Origin of the sequence: Pseudomonas brassicacearum, from assembly GCF_918698105.1 — a bacterium.
In the GTDB taxonomy this organism is placed as follows: domain Bacteria; phylum Pseudomonadota; class Gammaproteobacteria; order Pseudomonadales; family Pseudomonadaceae; genus Aquipseudomonas; species Aquipseudomonas brassicacearum_F.
Genome location: NZ_CAKKMI010000038.1, coordinates 40,122 through 62,337, shown reverse-complemented (window position 1 = coordinate 62,337; position 22,216 = coordinate 40,122). Strand labels below are relative to the sequence as shown.

The following is a 22,216-nucleotide window of genomic DNA, read 5'->3' as shown; positions in this document are numbered from 1 at the left end:
TGTCTGTACTGGCCTCATCGCGAGCAAGCTCGCTCCCACAGGGGCCTGCGAACACCGGACGAAATGTGGGAGCGAGCTTGCTCGCGATGAGGCCGGTACAGACCCAGAGAATTAAGCGGGCCTTACAAAAACATTTCCCGACTCAGCCCATGCCGCTGCATCTTTTCATTGAAGGTGCGGCGTGGCAGTTGCAGCTCTTCGAGCACCGCTTTCACATCGCCTTGGTGCCGGGTCAGGGCGGCGCGCAGGCATTGGGCTTCGAAGGCTTCCTGCTGGGCCGCGAGGGATTGGCCAGGTTCTGTGTCGAGGACGGGCAGTTGATCGAGCCCCAACACCTGGCGTTCAGCGACGTTGGCCAATTCCCGCACATTGCCGGGCCAGTCGTGGCTGAGCAGGTGGCTCAACTGCGGGCCGCTCAGGGGGGCGGCGGGGCGGCCCAGGCGTTCGGCGGCGCTGTGGGCGAAGTGTTCGAACAGCAAGGGAATGTCCTCGCGCCGTTCACGCAGCGGCGGCAGGCGCAGTTCGGCGATGTTCAGGCGATAGGCCAGGTCTTCGCGAAAACGCCCGGCCCGGGCCTCGTCCAGCAGGTCGGGCTTGGTGGCGGCGATGATGCGCAGGTCTACGTTGATGCTCTGGTTGGCGCCCAGGCGTTCGAGTTTCTTTTCCTGCAACACCCGCAGCAACTTGACCTGCTGGGCCAGGGGCATGCTCTCGATTTCATCGAGAAACAGCGTACCGCCGTCGGCGTATTCGAGCTTGCCGATGCGCTTGCCCTGGGCGCCGGTGAAGGCGCCGCTTTCATGGCCGAACAGCTCCGCCTCGAACAGCGCTTCGGGAATGGCCGCGCAGTTCAATGCGACGAAGGGCTTGCTCGCCCGCGGGCCGAAGTCATGCAGGCAACGGGCGACCAGTTCCTTGCCGCTGCCGGTTTCGCCGCGGATCAACACGTTGACCGGCAGTGTTGCGAGATCCAGCACTTGGCGCCGCAGGTTTTGCAGCGCACGGGAAACCCCCAGCAGCGTCCCATCGAGCCGGGCGCGGGCGTCGGCCTGTTCGTGCAGGCGGCGGTTTTCCAGGACCAGGGTGCGCTTGTCCAGGGCCCGGCGCAGGCTGCCGAGCAGGGCTTCGGGGCTGAAGGGTTTTTCCAGGAAATCGTAGGCCCCGTCGCGCATCGCCTCCACCGCCATGGGCACGTCGCCGTGGCCGGTCAATAGAATCACCGGTAGATCGGGATCGCGGCGGCGCACTTCGGCGAGCAATTCCAAGCCGCTGAGGCCGGGCATGCGCACATCGCTGAGGATCACCCCGGGGAAATGCTCCGGCAACCGGGCCAGGCATTCGTCGGCGCGGCTGAACAGCTGCACCTGAAACCCCGACAGGCTCAGCCATTGCTCGACGGCGCTGCGAATGCTGCCTTCGTCATCCACGACCATGACTGAATCAAGCATGCAGTTGAGCCTCCTGATCAATGGGCAAGGTCACGCAGAATACCGCGCCGTTCTCATGATTGTCCGCCGTCAGCCGCCCACCGGATTCATGGATGATTGCAAACGAAACCGCCAGCCCCAGGCCCAGGCCGTCGCCCACCGCCTTGGTGGTGAAAAACGGATCGAACACCTGGGCCAGGTGTTCCTCGGCGATCCCCGTGCCACTGTCGCGGACGGTCAGGCGCCACAGTTGCTCATCGGCTTCCAGGCGCACTTCCAGGCGCTTGATGGGTTGGTCGGCCATGGCGTCGAGGGCGTTGCGCAGCAGGTTGATCAACACCTGTTCGAGGCGAATCGCATCGCCGCGCACCCAGGCCGGTCGAGTCAGGTGCAGCACGGTGCTGACCTGTTCGTCGCGCAGACGTGTTTCCAGCAATTGCAGCGCCTGGTCCACCACCGCCGCCAGGTCCAGGCGTTCGCGCAGGCCGCTGGGGCTTTTGCGGGCAAAGGTCTTCAGGTGGCCGGTGAGGGCGGCCATGCGGGTCAGCATGTCGTCCACCGGCCTGAGGGCCTTATAGGCATCATCGACCCGACCGTGGTCCAGCAGCAGGCGCAGGGTTGCCAGTTGCATGCGCTGGGCCGTCAGCGGCTGGTTGATTTCATGGGCCAGTGCCGCCGACATCTGACCCAGGGCCGCGAGCTTGGCCGATTGAACCAGGCCGTCCTGGGCGGTGCGCAGATCCCGGGTACGTTCTTCGACCAGCCGTTCAAGCTCTTCGCGGCTGCGTTGGCGCAACCTTGCCAGGCGCCAGCGCTGGTTGAGAAACAGCAGCAGGAACACCAGCGCCAGCCACGACCCGGCGGCCGCGAGCCCGGCATTGCGACGGTCCTCGAAGGCGATCTGCGGACGGCGCAGCAAGTGCAGCGTCCAGCCCTCGGCGGTCAGCGGCAAGGATTCCCACAGGTAGTGCGCCGGGCCATCGGGTGTCTCGACCCGGGCCAGATGGCTATTGTCGTCAAAGCGCCGCAGCGGATCGAAGGTCAAGGGTTGCAACGGTTGTTTGTCGTATTGACGGGTGGCCTTGAGTTCGGCGCGGTCGCTGTCGGTCAACGGTTGCAGATGGCGATAGCGCCAGCCGGGGCGGTTGGCGATGAAAATGATGCCCCGCGCATCGCTGACCAATAGCGTGTCGCTGCCCTGGCGCCATTCGCGCTCAAGCTCTGGGAATTCCAGCTTCACCACCATTGCGCCGAGGAACTCGCCGTTGTCGCCGGTCACGGCGCTGGAGAGAAAGTACCCCGGGATGCCGCTGGTCACGCCCACCGCGTAGAACCGCCCGGTACCCAGGGTGCGGGTCTGGAGGAAATAAGGGCGGAAACCATAGTTGTGCCCGACATAGCTGCTGGGCAACTGCCAGTTGCTGGCGGCGACCGCCAGGCCGGTGTGGTCGAGCAACTCCAATGTCGAGGATTGCGCGGCGCCGTTGATCTTTTCCAGCTTGCGGTTCAAGGCATCCTGTTGCGCCGGGCTGACCGGACCCTTGAGGGCGTCGCGTAGCTGCGGGTCCAGCGCCAACACGGCGGGCAGGGCGCGGTAGCGTTCGATCAGGGTGTGCAACGAGTTGGCGTACAGCGCCAGTTGCTGGCTTGCGCGGCGGGCGTCCTCTTCCAGGGCCACACGTTCGGCATGGCGCACGGCCAGGGCGGCGGCGAGGGCGGCGCCGGCGAGGATCAGCAGAATGTACAACGACAGGCGCAAGGGACGTGGCATTGCGGGCATGTGATGATTTCAAGGGCTGGACAGGGACGGGCACGATAGCATGCCGCCTGCCCACCGTGATGGCGCAGGGGCGCAACTGGCCGGACGTGTCATTGGCACATGGAAGCCGGTGGAGGGTGATATCACCGTCATGCGTTTTGTCTGGTAACAGGTTTTGCCTGGCTCCGATAACGGATGTTCGCATAACGTCAGTTTTTTTTACCGGTCACGGATGACTTGATTACATGCCCACTTCCCAAATCTCGCTGCCAGCAGCGCCATTCCCTGCGTTGCCGTCCAATCCCCATGAATGGATCCCCCAGTCGATGCCCGACTGGGTACCGGGCCTTTCATCGCAACAACGCACGGCGCTAATACAAGCCGCTGGGCCGATAGCGCCTGGATTCGTCCAGGCCAGTGTCGTGGATCAGGCCCGCTTGAAGGATGCTTTGTCAGCCAGCTGGAAATCCCAGGGCAAACTGGAGCAGATGCTCGGTCGGCTCCAGTCGATCGAAGCGTTTGCCGAGCCGTTGTTGATCGCTGCGTTGAAAAAGCGTTGCAACATAATGCTGGACGTCAGGCAAACCTACCTGCGGCTCTATATACCCGAGGGGGTGTCTGTCGCGTACAGGACCCGTACGATTTCATTGCTGGAAGCCGCGCTGCAAAACTTCGAGGCGAAGGAGGCTCGCCCGGGTTTTTTCGACGAAGCCTCGCGTTTCATCACCCGGCCCTCAACGAGCGGGCAGTTCGACATCTTGCCTGTCGGCCCGGTATTGACCGTGCAGGTGTTCGTGGCGCTGTGCCGGGAGCTGGATATTGGTGGCCGCTACCAGACGTATCTGAGCAAAAACCTGCTAGACGAGCCCGTCGCCAATGCTGTGTTGCAGGAACGTTGTCAAGCCAGTGACAAGGATGCCTTTCGCGCAGCGGCGGCGATGGCCCGGGTCAAGGGCGATATCGACCGGCAAGCCGTTCAGGCACTGCAAGGCGTTATCGATGGCCAGCGCAGCGTCAGCTATCGCGGCAAGGCGCATTACTGCCATGAATTGCACCTACTCGATACTTGCCTGGCGAGTATTGTGATGATTGCCCCCGACCTGGAGCAGAGCCGGCAGGTCGAACCGATTCTGGTGTATATCCCCCACGACCCGGAGCATCCCTTCAAGGCGTACGATTCCACGGCGACGTTCCTGGCGGATCTGACCCTTCGCTTGCGTTCTAAGCGCTACCAGCAGTTTTTCGGTCGTTTCGTTCCTCTCGCCGACCGGGGGCGTTTTCTTGCCGCACTGAATGTGCAATTGGGTACGGTACGGCGCGGGCGGGCGGAGAATTCTCCGTTGCGAATGTCCAGCAAACGAGTAAAGGCAGATATCTGGGACCGGTTGTTCGCACAACGGCTTGACCTGATGATCAGGGATGCCCGTGCACTGGCGGTGCCGACCGGCGACGAGGACCTTAAGTCTCGGTGGGCTCGCTGGGACAGTTTCATGCAGGTGGCCGAGACGGTGCTGGAAATGGCCGCCTTTACGGCCGCGTCGTTCGTGCCGGTGCTCGGCGAGGCAATGATGGCCTACACGGTCTATCAACTGCTCGATGAAACGTTTGAAGGCGTTGTCGACTGGTCGCAAGGCCGACGTGCTGAAGCTGCCGCACATCTGCTCGGGGTGGCCGAAAACATGGCGCTCATGGGGCTTTTCGCGGCAGGCGGCAAAGTGGTGGGGGCCGTGCGATCCACCCGGCCTTCGCCGTTTGTCGAGCAGATGAAGGTGGTCCGCAGCCGCGATGGACAGTCGCGTCTGTGGCACCCCGATCTTGCACCCTATGAGCAGTCGCTGGACCTGGAGACGAATGCCCGGCCTCAGGCCAATGGCCTTTATCTTCACCGGGGTCGAGAGGTGCTGTTGCTCGACGGCCGGCAGTTCGTGGTCGAGCAGACCCCGGGTTCAGGGCAGTATCGGATTCAACACGCTTCGCGTCCCGATGCGTATGCCCCCAGGCTTGCCCATAACGAGGTCGGCGCCTGGGTGCACGAGGCCGAGCGCCCGTTGAGCTGGCAAGGGGCAAAATTGATGCGACGCCTGGGGCACAGCGTCGAGTCTTTTTCGGACGAAACCCTGGAGCAGATCCGCATCGTCAGCGGTGTCGAAGAAGCAAGCCTGCGTCAACTCCACGTCGAACATGCCCGACCTCCAGTGCTACTCGTCGAAACCATCAAGCGCTTCCGGGCCGCGCAAGGCAGTCCAGTAGCCATCGAGCCGGTGGTCGGCGAGGCGGGCGGGGCTGGCGTCCAGGTCTTGTGCAGTGAATTTCCCCAGATACCCCGCGCCGTGGTGGACGAGCTGCTGATCGACGTCACCGATGCAGAGCGCCAGCAGATGAGCGAGCGAGGGTACTTGCCCTTGCGTCTGCGCCAGTCTGCGCGCCGGGCATTGGATGAATGGCGGATTGTCCAGGCCTACGAAGCGTTGTATTTACCCTCGAAGGGCAACCCTGATACGTGGCGGTTGGCGTTGCGCACCCTGGAGCGACTGCCTGGATGGCCGGCAGACGTGCGTATCGAAATTCGCGACGGGGCGCTTGAGGGACCGCTGCTCGACAGCGTCGGGCCGTCGTCATCGACCGTGCGCAAGGTACTTGTGCCGGTGGAGGAAGCGACGCCTTGGCTGTTTGGCGAGCAAGGTAACTCGGTGCACAGCGCCGACGATTTCTACACTGACATTCTGAGCGCCTTGACCGAGGCTGAACGTCAGGCGTTGGGTTATAGCCTGGGCGACGGGCCCTCGCTGAGGAACGCTGTCCAACAAGCGCCACTGGACCGGGCGACATTTCGCAAAATCCTGCTGGACGCTGCCGGGACGACGCAGGATCCGCCGATTGCCGCACGTTTGCTCGGGGAGCAACCGGGTTATGCGCGGCTTGATGAGCGATTGCTTGGAACCGGTGATGCGTTGAGCCTGGAGGCGCGGTTCAAGGTGTTGTATCCCGAAGCCGCGGAGCAGGCTTTTTCCGACTTCGTGGGCTCGTTTTCATCCGAGGCGCTGGCCATGGAAAATCTCACGACCCGTGAGATTGAATTCGAAGGGTTGAGCAAGGCGCTGGAGGATTGGGTCGCCATCGAGCGGGGCGATACGCTGCCAATCGATCAGCGCTACCACAAGGGGAAACTGGCCTCGACGCTCAAGCGATGCTGGCGAGCTGGCCTGGAGACGTTGCCCGAGGGTTATACGCTGGATTTGGATTACCACTGGTCGAGTGTTTTTCTCGACTATTTCCCAATGCTGGATGTCAGCTTCCCCCATGTGAGCTCACTGCAATGGCGCCACGGAGCGCTTGGTGGCGATATTGAGCGATTGCTCGGTTATTTTCCTAATCTCAAGGCGCTGGACCTGAGCCATAACAACTTGTCAGCGCCTCCGCGATTCAATCATGCCAATCTGCAACGTCTGGACCTCGCCGACAATCGACTGAGCCTCACCGTCCAGAATGTGGCTGAATTGGCTGAGCTGAGTCATCTGGAGGTGTTGCGGTTAGCCAATAACCCGACCTTGACGCTGCTTCCCGACGTCAGTTCCATGCCCGAGCTCAGCGTGCTGGATCTGCAGAACACCGGTATTGCCGACTGGCCGCCAGGCTTGATGTCGACAACGCGGCCGCGTGCCTTCGAGCTGAACCTGATGGATAACCCCATCATTCGCATACCGCAGGTAATACCTGGCTCCGAGCAGGCTCGGTTGATTGCGCGCACCCGTCTGAGCCGGGACCAATTACCAGACGATTGTCTAAAGCAGTTCCAGGACTATATGCGTTCGGTCGGCTATGACCCGGCACGCAGTTATCCGCCCAAGGGCGAATTGACCAGCCAGCATTGGCTCGAAGGTTTTGACGCTGAGCAACGGGCGGCCCGGCAACGGACATGGGATGAGTTGGAGCGCGAAGCCGGTGCCCAGGGTTTTTTCGAAGTGTTGGAGCAACTGACGGAAGCCGCCGATTACGTAGAGGAGGCTTATCGTCCTGCGTTGACGGAGCGAGTCTGGAGAGTGCTCGACGCCGTCCGCGCAGACGCGACATTGCGCGAGGAACTGTTTCGCATGGCGATCGATCCGGATTCATGTGCCGACGCCGGGGCGCAGTTGTTCAATGGAATGGGGATCAAGGTCCTGGTTCATGAAGCCTATCAGGCGGGTGATGCCAGGCAGGTCGAGGCCAAGCTGTTGGCGTTGGCCAAGGGCAGCTCCCGATTGGATCAGGTCAATGAAATTGCTCGCGCCACGATTCAGAGTCGATTGCAGGCGGGAGAGACTTTTATCGCCTTGGATGAGGATGGCGATATCACCGGGACCATTGATGAGGTGGAAGTCTACCTGGCGTTCCAGACCGGTTTGGCCGAGCGGCTTGAGCTGCCTTGGCAATCCAAGGGGATGTTGTTCCAGGCTCTGGCCGGCGTGGACGAAACGGCGCTGAACCAGGCTTACCACGCGGTCCTGGCGTTGGAAGCTGGCGAAGGGTTGGTGAACCAGATGATTGGACAACGGTTCTGGCGAAGCTATTTGAAGGCGCAATATCCACAGGACTTCGCGCTTAACTCGGCTAACTATAATCAGAAAGCCGAGGCGTTGTTGGATCAACTAACGGCTGGTTCGATTTCGCAATTGGATTACGAACGGGGCATGAACGCATTGGGCAGTGAACGTAGAATGTTGTTACGCAGGCTCACCTTAAAAGCGATCGAAGCAGCTAGATAACTGTTGATCCTGCGACGCAATACGCTTGACAAAATCGTCATGAGTTCTCCCCTAAGCCGTCACGCCATTCATCGATGAAACGGTTCACTGTCCCTTCGCCAGATTTCATAGGACATGCTGTCCAATTCTGTCACGACATCGAACGGTGCGTGGCTTCCTTGGGGGGGGGTCAAAATGTTAGTGCAATTGAAACAGGCCGGGAAAGGCCCTGCCTTTGTTTCGTTCTGAAGTTTTTGAGTGACGATAATAATGTTTTCCGGGTTTGTGTAACCGTATAGACTTTTTTGAAACGTAAGCGCAAGGTTTGCCCCAATGGTTTCGGCATGAGTTCCGGGCGCCCCAGCGGCTTGTGGGAGAAGATCGCCGCCTTTGGTTATATGTTCTTTTATTCGCGACTTAAATTCGTCCGTTAATATAGCGGCTTCTCTCTCTAAACCAGTCAGGTCGGTAGGCTCGCTGTTTTGCCCCCTATAGACCCGAACGGGGAAATCAGGATCGTTATAGGCGGTCTTGTGTTCCCCTTCTACGAATCTTATATATTTCTCAGGATCACCAAAATGGAAAATCCCCCCTGACGTCGAGGTCGCCGGTTCTCCCCGGGAGGTATGAGATTCAATTATTTCCATGCCATAGGCGTCGAGGTCTCCCTTTGGGCGTGGACGATTAAATAAATGAGTGATTTGGAGCCGTTGGGCAGGATCCTCGCTTGGGATTTCAACACCTGCGTGGGCAACCAATACTGTATTTACTTTTTTTTTGCTAAACGGGTTAGGGGCCTGGTTTTTATCTTTTTTCTTTTTTTCGACAGAGGGTTGGTCTCTTCTTTGGATAATCTCTTCAGTATCGCTACTGGTGCGTTCGTAGAGTTTTTTGGATTTATTGAGCCCCAGCTCGTCTTTATAGCTCAACGGGTTATTCCCCACCATCGCATACACATTCAACCCATCCACCGGCCCCGCCGGGTCCGGGTTGATCCAGCGCATCATCCACGGTGCGTAATAACGAAACCCGTAATAATAAAGCCCACTGGTATCGCGCTCCTTGCCGGAGTAACGAATGGTCTTGTAATTGGCCTGCACTTGAGAGTCTGCTGCCCACCACGCCGTGCCGCCAAAGGGGTAGTAACCTTCTTGGCTGATGAGCCGGGCGTCCTGGTCCAGTTCCGTGACCAACGAACCCAGATGATCTTCAAGGCTGTAGCGCAACTGGTTTTGTTCGATTTCAGCTGGCCGGCCTTTGGCCCAGTAAAGTCCGCGCACGTTGGCCGCCGGGCCTTGCAGCGTGCAGACGTGCAGTTCTTCGCTGTCATCCAGGGTGCGGATTTCCAGGCCCGGCAAATAACGCACGTCACGCACGTGGCTGATGGAAGCAGCGTGGGTGGTCTGCCGCTTGCGCATGCGAATGCCCTGAGCGTCGTAGCTGTAGTGCTCGGCGTCGTCTTCGCCGTCGTGGCGTTGTACCTGGGTCACCTTCTGCAGTTCATTGCGCCGGTTCCAGGTCAAGTGTCGTCCGGAGGCGGGCAGGCTTAGTTGATTGCCGCCGGCATCGAAGTCCAGATTGTCGCCGGGAGAGGCTTCCCCCTTGTGCCATTGCAGACAGCGATTGCTCGATGCGTCCATGGTCAGGCGCAGCGTATGCGCCTCCCCTGGTACGGCGCTGCCGTGGATCAATTTTTCCAGGTTGCCGCCGCGGTCATATTCGTAGTGTTGGGTGTAAGGGGTTCGCAAGGACAGGTCAGAGGGCGGGACAAGCCCCGGCAACCCTGGTTGCGTGCTCGCCCCGGACATCTCCAGTCCCGTGGCGCTTTCCAGGCGATAGAGACTGTCGTACAGAAAGGTACGAACGCCTTCGCTGCGCTGGTTGGCGTGGTAGCGCACGACATGGGTGTGATCGGTCATGGAGGTGACATTGCCCATGGGGTCGTAGAGGTAGCTCAAATGCTGGTGGACATCGCTGCCTTTCGTGGCTTTGAGCTCCGCCAGACGTCCGTTGACCGGGTCATAAGCAAAAGTCGTCTTAATGCCGTTACCGGCTGTGTACGCCTGGCGCTGGCCCCCGGCGGTGTATTGGAACTCATGAGCGATCAGCTCTGCAGTGGCGCTACCAGCCCATTGCAAGCGCAGGCTCTTGGGTTGTCCGGTCACATCGAGTTCGATGTGTTGCCTATGCCCCTTGGCATTTGTTTGTTCCAGTGCATCACCCACGGCGTCGTAGCGCCACCGTGTGTCGTAGCGGACAGGCTCCAACAAACGCTCGCGTCCGGTTTCATCGTCCGGCCAGTCGGGCAGCTCCAGTGTGTTCAGAAAGCGTTGCCCTTGCTCCAGGGGCAGGCCCGCCATCGAATAATCGTCGACGCAGACAAGCCCGGCCGTGTCGAAATGTTCTACCAGGCGCCCGCATCGATTGTGCAGGACGTCATCGGTTGAACGAGTGCCGTAGCGTAGGCGATCCACCGTGGCCCAGGCTTCGCCCTGGCCACGTTCCCGGATCTGCGTAGGTCGCAACTGCGAGTTGTATTCGGTTTGCTGTTCGCTGCCGCGCGAATCCCAGGCATGCAGGCGTTGGCCGGCCAGGCCGGGCAATTCGCAACGCTGCCCGGCATCGACGTTTTCAGTACGCAGCGGTGTGCCGGACAGACTGTAGATGCTGTGCAGGTTGACGGTTCCCGTGCCGTAGAAGCGCGGGTCCCATTGGTCGACGATGCGTCCGGCAACGTCATACGCCTGGGCCGTGACCAACGTTTGGGTTTCGTCGCGGGTCGACCCGCGCAGGTAATCCACCCGACGGACCGGCCCTGCTCGTCCGTCGAACACCGCCACGATCGGCGTTTTTGCATGAACCTGAGTGTTCATTGGACAGGTCCCGGATCCGTGTCGTTGTAATCGTGATCGCACTGGTACCACGGATGGTAGACATGCCAGGCTTCGTGTCCCTTGGCATTGATGACCTTGACCAACCGTCCAGGCGGATCGTAGAACTGCCGGTCGTGATAACCGTGTTCGCGCAACGAGGCGTCGTTGATGTAGCGCCAGGCATCGGCGAAATAAGGACGGTAGACCCGCGTCACCAAACCTTTGTTGTTGTACTCGACCCGTTCGCTGACGCGCCAGCGTGGGTTGGCCTCGTGCTGGATGGGGCGCCCCTGGTCGTCCAGTAACAGCGAGCCGTCTTCGGCCACGGCGTAGGCTTTTCCTGCCTCGACCCGTTGCTTGATTTGCAAGGCACGGCCAAAACCGTCGACGGCGCTGAGGGCGGTGCGGATCTGGCGCAATGGATCATTCGGATAACGATCGGCGCTCAGCACGACGCTGTGAGCCGGCTCCCGAGGCATCGCCTGGATCAAGATCCAGAGCAGTTCCTCGCCAGCGGTACGGGTTTTGAGGCGGGCCAGGCGAACCCGCGCCGACGCACGGATGTGGCCGCTGGGCAGCACGTAACGGGCGCTGATCCACTCGTCGCGCTGCGTCGCCAGCACCAGCGCCAGATCAAGCGAGCCCATCCAACTCAAGTCTTCTACCCGCACGGCGCTGGCCATGTTGCCCAGGGTGGCCTCGGGGTTGGCAATGGCATGGGCTGGAGACAGATCGTCGGGTGGCTCATAGGTGTCGATGGCATCGAAGCCTGCCGGAGCACCATTCTCGGTGCCGTGGAAGGTGAAGCCCAAAGGCACCGCGGCCGGGCCATAAAGCGCTTCCTGGACGTTGTCGTTGGCGTCGACGATTTTGCGCGGCAACAGCCAGTGATAGTCATAGTCGATGCGGGTCGCACACCCGTCCGGTAGCGTGACGGCGGTGGGCATCAAGTGATAGGTGTCGTATTCGGTCGTGGTAACGCCATGGCTCAGGGTTTCCTGCAAGGCGCTCATATGGAAAAAGCCATTGAGCGGCAGGTAGGTGGCGAAGCCGACTTTCTTGGACCACAGGTCCTGTGCGTCGTCTTTGCCCGGGTCTTCGGGCAGGAACAGCTTCATGGGTTCAAAGCCAATCGTCTCCAATTGCTGGCGGATGTCGAAGGGGGGTGGCACGGCGTCGTAGGCGTCCAACGCCTGCTTGTCGAACTCGGCCACTTCCAACGGACCGCGCAAGGCTTGGAACAGGACATTGTCCGAGTCGTCACGCAGGTAGCTTTGTTCTTCCAGGGCGATCAGCACCCGGGCGTCTGTCCAGGGATCCGAGTCTTGGTGCTCCAGGAAACGTTCGTAACTGATGTGTTGTGGGTTCAACCCCAGGGGGAGCTCGCCTTGAGGAAGTCTCAGGCCGTTGGTCCGAGCGCGCCAGGGCAGGCCGAGCTGTATGCGTTGTCCTGCTTCGTCATGCAAGTCCACTGGCTCGGCCCGGCTTTCGATGAGTTGGAATATTTGCTGCTGATCGTCATGGGCATCGCGCCACCAAGTGTTCTCGTCTTCGTCTTCGAAGGGGGGATCATCATCCGCGCTCAGGCGCCGGGCGTAATGAACCACGAAGCTGTGCACCGGCTGGCCGTAGCGGTTCCAGCCTAGCGTGATGGCGTGCTGGGCCTGCGGATCGTTGATGAAGCCGTCGTATTGATGACTCACTGTTTCCAGCGCCAGGACCAGCAGGCTCTTGTGATGATCATGGGGATGGCGCAGCAGATAACGTTGGCGGGTCACCGTGTACGGCCTGTTCGGGGTGTTCGAGTCGACGGGATGGGTCTCGCTGCGCAGTACATGGCCGCCCAAGGCGTAGGCCATCTCCCGTGCGGTATCAGGGTCCGGTGTGATGATGTCGTCGGCCTTGTCCTGTCGATGGAACCGGGCCAGCAGCGTGGGGCCGAGCGGTGGCGCATCGGTGTCGTCTTCGAAACAGTCCATGAGGGGTTGGTCGACACTGCTGCCGGTGTGAAACCAGGTCTTGAACAGCACCGGCGCGGTGAGTCCATCCTCCACCTCGTCCAAGGGCCTTTCACTGTCGAGCTGATACAACCGACCGAAGCCTCTGAACTCACGGTGATAGCTGTCGTAGTGCCCTTCGAAATAGGTGAAACGCTGGGTCAGGCAGTTACCGGTGATCTCGTCCAATTGTTGTTGATGCGCCACCAGCGGCAAGGCCATGGGCAGGTAGCAGGCCAGCGATGCTCCCGTTGCCTGGCGTTGTTTTTTTTCATCCAGCCAGAATTGTGCGCTGCTGCGATAGGCCAAGGTGCTGCTGCAACCCATGTTGTTGTTCGTGGCATTGAGGACGTAGGGGCGTATGGCGACGAAGTTGTAGCGCCAATGCCGAGGTTTCATATCGGGCCCGTGGTGGGGCACGCTCAGGATCAGGCTGCTGCAACCCAGCCCTTGCAGATCGGCCAGGGTGACCTGGCAAAGACGGTCGTAGCGTACGCCTTCGGGCCATGGCACTTGGACGGGGGTCTGCACCAGACCGTTGCCGCCGCGATTGAAGTAGATCTCGAAACAGTCGCTCTTGAGGTAAATCAACGCCGGCGCGCCGGCCCCGTCCAGATCCGCGACCCTGACCTGATCGGCATTGAACTCGGCGTACGTGAAGGGAAGATCGCTCATGACCAAGCCTTCGCCGAAACGTCCGTGGCCCAGGTTCGGCCAGCATTTGATTTCATTGAAGCGGACACGGCACAGCTCGCTGCTGTCGCTGCCCAGCATATTGCCGAAGAACACCAGTTCACTGCGCACATCGCTGAACAACGGCAGGTCGCTGTCCGGCTCATGGGGTACGTCCACGCCCGGGGCGAACCCTTCCTCGCGAAGGTTGGCGTACAGCCGAACGCTTTTGGGGCCGATCATGGCCAGCGAGTGCAGGCCATCGCCGGCCAGGTCGGCCAGTTGCGCGGCGGGGTGCAGGAACTCCATGGGGAAGCGCTTGAAGTCGATGAAAGTCGACCAACTGCGATCTGGGGTAAGCGTATAAAAGCCATTCATGCCGGGCTGGGCGATGATCCAATTGAGGCGACCGCTGCCGGTCAGGTCGGTCAGTACCTGCGCTACCGCTTGGTTGTCGGCGGCAATCGGGATGCTCGGCAGCAGTGTCCAAGGGCCGTAACCGATTTCGTCATTGTCATCGGCCGCGGTGCGTTCGGGCTCGCGGTAATACCAGCCATTGGTATAGCGACATAAAAAACCCGGAACGCCTTCGCCGTACAGATCTACGCATTGGTAGTACCGGCCGTCCTCCAGGGCGGGCATGGTCTCCAGGGCGAAAAAAGCCTCGGGTTCGAGATTGGGCTCAAAATCGGTGTACTGAAGTTCCACCGGGGGGGCGTCTTTGACCCGACCCGCGGCATCCCAGTCCTGGTAGTGGGCCGCCGTCAACAGGCTGTAGCCCAATGTCGTGGGGGTGTACTCCAGCAACAGTCGCCGCACCAGCGCCGGTTCGGCATTGGCGGGGAAACGGTGGAACATCAAGACCTGATGGCACAGGCGCCGCGTGCCGATCTCGAAGCCGTATCGGTAGAGGTGGATCGGGTCGCTGCGCAGTAACCAGGCGTTCTCGTCGAGGGGCGTCCAGGCGGGTTGTTCCTCAAGATCGAGGGAGCGCTGTCCGTAATCCAGGAGCAGATGAAAATGCCAGGCCAGGTTCGCCGGGTCTTGTTCCTCGAAGCAATACAAGGTGTCGCTTGCCGTGGCGTTGCCGTAGCAGACCCGGCGCAGGTAACGTTGGGCGCGGTAGTCGTGGGGGCCTTCGGACTCTGCGGGGTCGACCGTGTATTGATAGTAGATGTGCTCGCCCAGCGGGCTGACTTCTTCCAATAGCAGCCATTCGCCGATGCGCGACGGAACCTGCGGGTCCGCAATGCGCGACGCTTCGCTTTTGCCGTAGCAATACACGTGGCCATTGCTGCCTTGTACGCGCCAGAACGGATGGCTATCGATGGACGTCCAGAGTTCGTAGATATCAAAGGCGCTCTCGATCCTGGGGTAATAGCGCACCACCGCGAAAGTGCGCCCGCCCATTTTTCGGCTGGTTTGCCCCTCGAGGTCGGGCCAGCGGTCCACCCCGTCGGGGCCTACCATCACGTCGTCTCTGTCGTAGCGCGGTACGCCTTTGCTGGTTTTACGAGTGATGCTGGGGATCGGCAAATGCATGCCGATGCCGAAGATGTCATTGGTGCTCTGGCTGTTGTAGTGCAAGGCCAGGGCAGGGGTCAGGTGACGGGCGCCCGACACGGGCAGCGGTAATTCAAAGGAGGCCGCGCCTCGCGTGCCTACCGTACCGAAGCTGTTGCCGAAGGTGGCAATGGTGGCCCCGCCGGCGATGGTTGGCGTGACGATCTGGAGGGGCGATTGCTCTGCCATGGACGGTTCATCCCTTTGATCAGCGCCAGGGGCAATCCCCAGCCAGGCTGAGCATGCCAAGAGACATCAAGGGTGTAACCTGTCAGATCTGACAGGTCATCAGGTGTGCCGATAAATGGCGTCATCTGCGCAAAAAAAAAAGCCGGTAGGCTTGATGCCCACCGGCTTTTTCCAGAACGCTTGCGTGCGTGTTACTGCACTTCCACCGCCAGGCTTTCGCTGATCTTCTGCTGCCAGATCGCTGGGCCGGTGATGTGCACCGACTCGCCCTTGCTGTCGACCGCAACGGTCACCGGCATGTCCTTCACCTCGAACTCGTAGATCGCTTCCATGCCCAGTTCGGCGAAGGCCAGGACCTTGGATTTCTTGATCGCCTGGGCCACCAGGTAAGCGGCGCCGCCGACGGCCATGAGGTAGACAGCCTTGTTGTCCTTGATCGCTTCGATGGCGGTCGGGCCGCGCTCGGATTTGCCGATCATGCCCAACAGGCCGGTCTGCTCGAGGATCTGGCGGGTGAACTTGTCCATCCGCGTGGCCGTGGTCGGGCCGGCCGGGCCGACGACTTCATCGCCTACCGGGTCGACCGGGCCGACGTAATAGATGAAGCGGCCCTTGAGGTCTACCGGCAAGGTTTCACCCTTGTTCAGCATCTCGACCATGCGCTTGTGCGCGGCATCGCGGCCGGTGAGCATCTTGCCGTTGAGCAGCACGGTCTCGCCCGGTTTCCAGCTCTGCACGTCTTCCGGGGTCAGGGTGTCGAGGTTGACGCGACGGGCCGACGGGCCGGCTTCCCAGACGATTTCCGGGTAGGCGTCCAACGGTGGCGCTTCCAGCGACGCCGGGCCAGTGCCGTCGAGCACGAAGTGGGCGTGGCGGGTGGCGGCGCAGTTGGGGATCATGCACACCGGCAGGGAGGCGGCATGGGTCGGGTAGTCCATGATCTTCACGTCGAGCACGGTGGTCAGGCCACCCAGGCCCTGGGCGCCGATGCCCAGTTGGTTGACCTTCTCGAACAGCTCCAGGCGCATCTCTTCGATACGGTTCTGCGGGCCGCGGGCCTTGAGCTCGTGGATGTCGATGGATTCCATCAACACTTCCTTGGCCATCACCGCGGCTTTCTCGGCGGTGCCGCCGATGCCGATACCGAGCATGCCCGGTGGGCACCAGCCGGCGCCCATGGTCGGAACGGTTTTCAGCACCCAGTCAACAATGGAGTCGGACGGGTTGAGCATGGCCATCTTCGACTTGTTCTCGGAACCGCCGCCCTTGGCCGCCACGTCCACTTCCACGGTGTTGCCCGGGACGATGGAGTAATGGATGACCGCCGGGGTGTTGTCCTTGGTGTTTTTGCGTGCGCCTGCCGGGTCGGCGAGGATGGAGGCACGCAGGACGTTTTCCGGCAGGTTGTAGGCGCGACGCACGCCCTCGTTGATCATGTCGTCCAGGCTCATGGTCGCGCCATCCCAACGCACGTCCATGCCTACGCGCACGAACACGGTCACGATGCCGGTGTCCTGGCAGATCGGCCGGTGGCCGGTGGCGCACATGCGCGAGTTGATCAGGATCTGCGCCATGGAGTCACGGGCCGCCGGCGATTCTTCGCGCAGGTAGGCCTCGTGCATCGCCTGGATGAAATCCACGGGGTGGTAGTAGGAAATGAACTGCAAAGCGTCGGCAACGCTCTGAATCAGGTCATCTTGCTTGATCACGGTCATGAGTCGCGCTCCTCTCTAAAGACGGGAACATTCAATAAGGTGCCGGCCGCTTGGGTGCATCGGTCGACGGGCGGCACCTCTATAAGGCACGCCGGGCATGCTGGCGCGACGCTAAAAAGGCGCGGCAGTATATCGCAGGCCGGCCCCCTGTGGGAGCGAGCTGTGAGAGCAAGGCTGTGGGAGCAAAGCTTGCTCGCGATGCAGGCGCCTCGATTCCCCGGGAGACCGCGTCATTTTCATCGCGGGCAAGCCTTGCTCCCACAGCCCAACAGAGCGGTGCACAGGTGACGTGTCAGGCACCCGACCACTGCGTCAATCTGGGCCATTGCTTTGACGCCATTTTTCTGCTCCAGAATTGAATGGTCATTTGTCCTACACGCCACTAAAGTGGCGTCTGGCCTGTAGCGTAGGACGCCTCCTGTCAGTTTCCTTTCCCATGGTGAGTCAACGATTGACCCATAACGCCATTCAACGTCTTTTGCTGAAACGCTTCGCTTTAGCGGCCGCGACGTACGCGCTGGCACTGGTTTTGTTGTGGCTGGCATTTTTCAGTGGTCATTACCTCGATTCGTTGCGCGGTGCCATCATCGGCAGCGTGTTGGTCGTGCTGTGCCAGGCCGGGCTGTTCGCGCTGTTTATCACCGACCGCAACCTGCGCTTCGCCGACCCCAGCCTCACCGAAGTGCAGGTGTTGATCGGCCTGGGCTGGCAGACCTGGATGATGGCGCACCTGGACCAGGCTCGGGGCGTGTTCCTGGTGTTTTATGTATTGATCCTGCTGTTCGGGCTGTTCCACTTGTCACGCCGGGCCTTCGTGCGCTGCGCGGCCCTGGTGTTCCTCAGTTTCACCGCGATTACCCTGTGGGACGGCTACTTCTTCAGGCTTCCCGACCCCACCTTGGCCGGGTTGCAGGTGGCCGTGCTGTTTCTCGTGCTGGTGTGGCTGGTGTTTTACGCCCGCTACGTCCAGATCTCACGCCAGCGCATGCGCCAGCGCCGGTTTGCCCTGCAGGCGCACCAGGACACCTTGCGCGGGATGATGCGTCAGCTCGAAGACCTGGTGGCCACCGATGAGCTGACCGGGCTGTTCAATCGCCGGCACTTCCTGCGCCTTGCTTCGCGCGAACTCAACACCCTCAGGCCCGGCATCGCCCATGGCCTGGCCCTGATCGACCTCGACCATTTCAAGCGCATCAACGACCTGCACGGCCACGCGGCTGGCGACCAGGTGCTGCAGGCATTTGCCGGGGTCGCCACGGCGTGCCTGCGCGAGGGCGATGTATTGGCCCGTTATGGCGGCGAGGAATTCGTCATGCTGCTGCCCGCCTGCGACCCCCAGCGCCTGACGGCTTGCTGCGAGCGTCTGCGGCTGGCGTTCACCGAAGTCGAGCTGATCGGCCTGCAGGTCGGCGCCCTGAGCTTGTCGGCGGGCCTGACGATGCTGGAAATGGGCGATGACCTGGACAACGCGTTGCAGCGTGCCGACCAGGCCCTGTACCGTGCCAAGCGAGACGGCCGCAATCGGTGCGCTGCCGCCTGGGAGAACACCGATGCCTGAACTGACAGTCGCCGGTCGGCAATGGACGGTGGCGGCAGGCAGTAACCTGCTGGACGCCTTGAACAGCGCTGGCGTGGCGGTGCCCTACAGTTGTCGCGCCGGCAGCTGCCACGCTTGCCTGGTGCAGTGCGTGGGCGGCGATGTGCGCGACAGTCGTCCCGACGCCCTGAACCCGGTGCAACGCGACCAGGGCTGGCGGCTGGCCTGCCAATGCCAGGTGGTCGAGGATGTGCAGATCCATACCTTCGACCCGCAACGCGACGGCCAGGCCGCCCGTGTGGCTGCGGTGGATTGGCTCGGTGGCGAAGTACTGCGCCTGCGCGTCACCCCCGAGCGGTCGCTGCGTTATCAGGCCGGACAGCACCTGGTGCTGTGGGCCGGCGACGTGGCCCGGCCGTATTCCCTGGCGAGCCTGCCCGAGGAAGACCGTTTCCTGGAGTTCCACCTCGATTGCCGCGAGCCCGGTCAATTCATCGAGGCGGCCCGGCAGATGAAGGCCGGTGATCCGATCCGCCTGGGCGAGTTGCGCGGCGGTGCCCTGCATTACGACCCCGACTGGCACGACAGGCCGCTGTGGCTGCTCGCTGCCGGCACTGGCCTGGCGCCGTTGTTTGGCTTGCTGCGCGAAGCGTTGCGCCAGCATCACCAAGGCACGATTCGCCTTATTCACGTGGCCCATGACGCGGCCGGGCATTACCTGGCCAAACCCCTGGCGGCGCTGGCGGCCAAGCATCAAAACCTCAGCGTGGAGCTGTTGACCGCAGCCGAGGCACCGTCCGCCCTGGCGCAACTGCGGCTTGTTTCGCGGCAAACCCAGGCCTTGCTCTGCGGCCATCCCGACCGGGTCGAGGCCTTCGCCAAGCGCTTGTACCTGGCCGGTTTGCCGCGCAATCAATTGCTGGCTGACGCCTTTCTGCCCCGTGGTTGAGCGTTTCCAGACTGGCAACAGTTTCGCAAGGTGATTGAGGAAGAGGGCAGGCAGGTAGCCGCGTTGTCGGGGTTTATCAACAGGCATTGGGTTTTGCGGCGTCTGGACTGACCCTATCGCGAGCTCGCTCCCACAGGGGATTTTGGGGCTGATCGGAAAACTCGGAACACCACAAATCCCAATGTGGGAGCGAGCCTGCTCGCGATGACGGCGGCACATTCAACACCAATGCAATCTGACCCACCGCTATCGCGAGCAGGCTCGCTCCCACAGGGAGGGTGTGTTGAACACATTATTCATGAACACCACAAACCTACTGTGGGAGCGAGCCTGCTCGCGATAGGGTCAGTCCAAACGCCACATTTCTTGCAGGCAAAAACCAGAAAAAGCCCCGCCATTCACATGGCAGGGCTTTTGTTTTTCAGCGCTCGATCACTCAGACCATCGGGTCGCCAACGTGCAGGATTTTCATCCCGTTGGTGCCGCCAATGGTGTGGTAGCTGTCGCCCTTGGTCAGGATGACCCAGTCGCCGGTCTGCACCACGCCGCGCTTGACCAGCTCGTCCACCGCCGCCTGGCTGACTTCGCCCGGTTGCAGGGCGGCCGGGTCGAACGGCACAGTGTAGACGCCACGGAACATGGCGGCACGGGCCTGGGTTTCGCGGTGCGGGGAGAACGCGTAGATCGGCACCGAGGAGCGGATGCGCGACATGATCAGCGGCGTGTAGCCACTTTCGGTCAGGGCGATGATCGCCTTCACGCCCGGGAAGTGGTTGGCGGTGTACATCGTCGCCAGGGCGATGCTCTCGTCGCAACGCTCGAAGGTCTTGCCGATGCGGTGGCTGGAGGTCTTGCTGGTCGGGTGCTTTTCAGCGCCGATGCAGATACGCGCCATGGCCTGCACCGCTTCGAGCGGGTAGAGGCCGGCGGCGCTTTCGGCCGAGAGCATCACGGCGTCGGTGTAGTCGAGCACGGCGTTGGCTACGTCGGACACTTCGGCGCGGGTCGGCATCGGGTTCTGGATCATCGACTCCATCATCTGGGTCGCGACGATCACCGCTTTGTTATGGCGGCGTGCGTGCAGAATGATCTTCTTCTGGATGCCCACCAACTCGGCGTCGCCGATTTCCACGCCCAGGTCGCCACGGGCCACCATCACGGCGTCGGACGCCTTGATCAGGCCATCGAGGGTTTCGTCGTCGGCCACGGCTTCGGCGCGTTCGATCTTGGCCACCAGCCAGGCAGTGCCGCCAGCTTCGTCGCGCAGTTGACGGGCGTATTCCATGTCGGCGGCGTCACGCGGGAAGGACACGGCCAGGTAGTCGACCTCCATTTCCGCAGCCAGCTTGATGTCGGCCTTGTCTTTTTCAGTCAGGGCCGGAGCGGTCAGGCCACCACCGCGACGGTTGATGCCTTTGTGGTCCGACAGCGGGCCGCCGATGGTCACGACGCAGTTCAGTTCAGTCGCGGTGGCGGTCTCGACACGCATCACCACGCGACCGTCGTCGAGCAGCAGCTCGTCGCCCACGCCGCAGTCCTTGACCAGGTCCGGGTAATCGATGCCGACCACCTGCTGGTTGCCTTCGGTCAACGGATGGCTGGTGGAGAAGGTGAATTTGTCACCAATCTTCAGCTCGATGCGCTTGTTGGCGAATTTGGCGATACGGATCTTCGGGCCTTGCAGGTCACCCAAAAGGGCAACGAAGCGGCCGTGCTTGGCGGCGAGATCGCGCACCAGCTTGGCACGAGCCTTGTGCTCGTCGGGGGTACCGTGGGAGAAATTCAGGCGGGCAACGTCCAGGCCAGCCAGAATCAGCTGTTCGAGAACTTCCGGCGAATTACTGGCCGGGCCAAGGGTAGCGACGATTTTGGTGCGACGGACGGACATGCAAGACTCCTCAAGTTCAAGCGCCAGCGAAGGCTACTATGCTCTTTGGGTGTAGTCATTGTTCATATGCACTACTTTTTCGTTTGTTTTTCGAAATGAACATTCCTGAAAATTTTTGCGCCTTGGATGAGCTTTCAACAGCTGGGTGGTGAGCTGGAATGATCTGTGGGAGCAAGGCTTCATTCATATCACTGTGCCTTCATCACTGATCGTCCTCCTTATCAGAAGGACAAAACCCAGTTCCATTTTTCAGCTGAAGATTTTTCCAGCCAGGTCGATACAGAGCTCAAGACAGGAGAACCTCCCATGCGATTCGTGCTTTTCGTTGCCCTGGCCCTGAGCGTCACGGGCTGCACCCGTTGGTCGATGAACCACCACATGAACCTGGCCTACAAGGCCTATGACCGCGGCAATTGTGAACAGGTCATGCTCGAACTGTCCCAGGTCGACCGCGCCAGCCGTGCCCGCCGCTATATGCAGCCGGAAGTCTCGATGCTGCGCGGCCAGTGCCTGGAGCGGCAGAAGCTGTTTATCGACGCGGCGCAGACCTACCAGTTCATCATTACCCAATACCCCAACAGCGAATACGCCTTCCGCGCCCGCGCCCGGCTCGAGACCCTGCAGAGCCTGGGCCATTACCCGACCCGCAGCGCGTCGGCGATCCGTCCAGCTTCTTGACCTTCCTCCCGCGGCCGGGCGCAATCCTGGCCACCCTCCCTCTGCCCGTCGTGTTTATGAAAATTGATGCACGAGACTGGTTGTCATCCGACCTTGGGCTATATTTGTACAAGTCGTAGTTAGCGCTAGATCTCTACTTAATAGAAGCACCTGAGACCGGCAGAAGTAGGCTCAAGGCGATTGATAGCGTCTGGCACCGGGATTGGGGAGAGCGGGCTCGCTTGGGTTCGTTCCGAAGTAATCGG

General features: G+C 61.2%; 11 protein-coding genes. 4 read left to right on the top strand and 7 right to left on the bottom strand.

What is annotated here, in order from left to right:
• Positions 1–122: 122 nt before the first annotated feature.
• Complete coding sequence (locus LQ215_RS16380; protein ID WP_230151439.1) at positions 123–1,448, bottom strand: sigma-54-dependent transcriptional regulator; 1,326 nt, start codon at positions 1,446–1,448, stop codon at positions 123–125.
• Entirely contained in the window at positions 1,441–3,207 is a 1,767-nt protein-coding gene (locus tag LQ215_RS16375) for a sensor histidine kinase (RefSeq protein WP_230151437.1), read from the bottom strand. Before LQ215_RS16375 ends, LQ215_RS16380 begins: the two co-directional genes overlap by 8 nt.
• A gap of 224 nt (positions 3,208–3,431) precedes the next feature.
• Between LQ215_RS16375 and LQ215_RS16370 the strand changes: the two genes are divergently transcribed.
• Positions 3,432–7,931, top strand: a complete 4,500-nt coding sequence (locus LQ215_RS16370; RefSeq protein WP_230151435.1) for an NEL-type E3 ubiquitin ligase domain-containing protein — start codon at positions 3,432–3,434, stop codon at positions 7,929–7,931.
• 68 nt (positions 7,932–7,999) lie between these two features.
• Here the strand turns inward: LQ215_RS16370 and LQ215_RS16365 are convergent, their stop codons facing one another.
• The 3 genes from LQ215_RS16365 to LQ215_RS16355 all read right to left on the bottom strand — a co-directional run bounded on the left by LQ215_RS16365 (position 8,000) and on the right by LQ215_RS16355 (position 16,919).
• A complete protein-coding gene (locus LQ215_RS16365; RefSeq protein WP_230151432.1) occupies positions 8,000–10,783 on the bottom strand; it encodes an RHS repeat-associated core domain-containing protein in 2,784 nt (927 codons plus the stop codon).
• Positions 10,780–15,204 carry a SpvB/TcaC N-terminal domain-containing protein gene (locus LQ215_RS16360; RefSeq protein WP_230151430.1) on the bottom strand — a complete coding sequence of 1,475 codons (4,425 nt, stop codon included), beginning with the start codon at positions 15,202–15,204 and terminating at the stop codon, positions 10,780–10,782. The genes LQ215_RS16365 and LQ215_RS16360 overlap by 4 nt, the downstream gene beginning before the upstream one ends.
• Before the next feature lie 191 nt (positions 15,205–15,395).
• The gene (locus LQ215_RS16355) at positions 15,396–16,919 is read right to left on the bottom strand and encodes a fumarate hydratase (RefSeq protein ID WP_039591419.1); all 1,524 of its coding nucleotides are present in this window, start codon (positions 16,917–16,919) and stop codon (positions 15,396–15,398) included.
• 451 nt (positions 16,920–17,370) lie between these two features.
• Between LQ215_RS16355 and LQ215_RS16350 the strand changes: the two genes are divergently transcribed.
• Positions 17,371–18,477 carry a GGDEF domain-containing protein gene (locus LQ215_RS16350; protein ID WP_230151428.1) on the top strand — a complete coding sequence of 369 codons (1,107 nt, stop codon included), beginning with the start codon at positions 17,371–17,373 and terminating at the stop codon, positions 18,475–18,477.
• Complete coding sequence (locus LQ215_RS16345) at positions 18,470–19,405, top strand: iron-sulfur-binding ferredoxin reductase (protein WP_230151426.1); 936 nt, start codon at positions 18,470–18,472, stop codon at positions 19,403–19,405. The genes LQ215_RS16350 and LQ215_RS16345 overlap by 8 nt, the downstream gene beginning before the upstream one ends.
• A 436-nt stretch (positions 19,406–19,841) precedes the next feature.
• On the opposite strand, the gene pyk is transcribed toward LQ215_RS16345, so the two are convergent.
• A complete protein-coding gene (pyk, locus tag LQ215_RS16340) occupies positions 19,842–21,293 on the bottom strand; it encodes a pyruvate kinase (protein ID WP_058546087.1) in 1,452 nt (483 codons plus the stop codon).
• A 55-nt stretch (positions 21,294–21,348) separates the two neighbouring features.
• Positions 21,349–21,480, bottom strand: coding sequence for a hypothetical protein (locus LQ215_RS29520; protein ID WP_290369131.1), 132 nt, complete (start codon positions 21,478–21,480; stop codon positions 21,349–21,351).
• Positions 21,481–21,599: 119 nt separating this feature from the next.
• On the opposite strand from LQ215_RS29520, the gene LQ215_RS16335 reads away from it, so the two are divergent.
• A complete protein-coding gene (locus tag LQ215_RS16335; RefSeq protein WP_060740870.1) occupies positions 21,600–21,971 on the top strand; it encodes a tetratricopeptide repeat protein in 372 nt (123 codons plus the stop codon).
• The last annotated feature ends 245 nt before the right edge of the window (positions 21,972–22,216 follow it).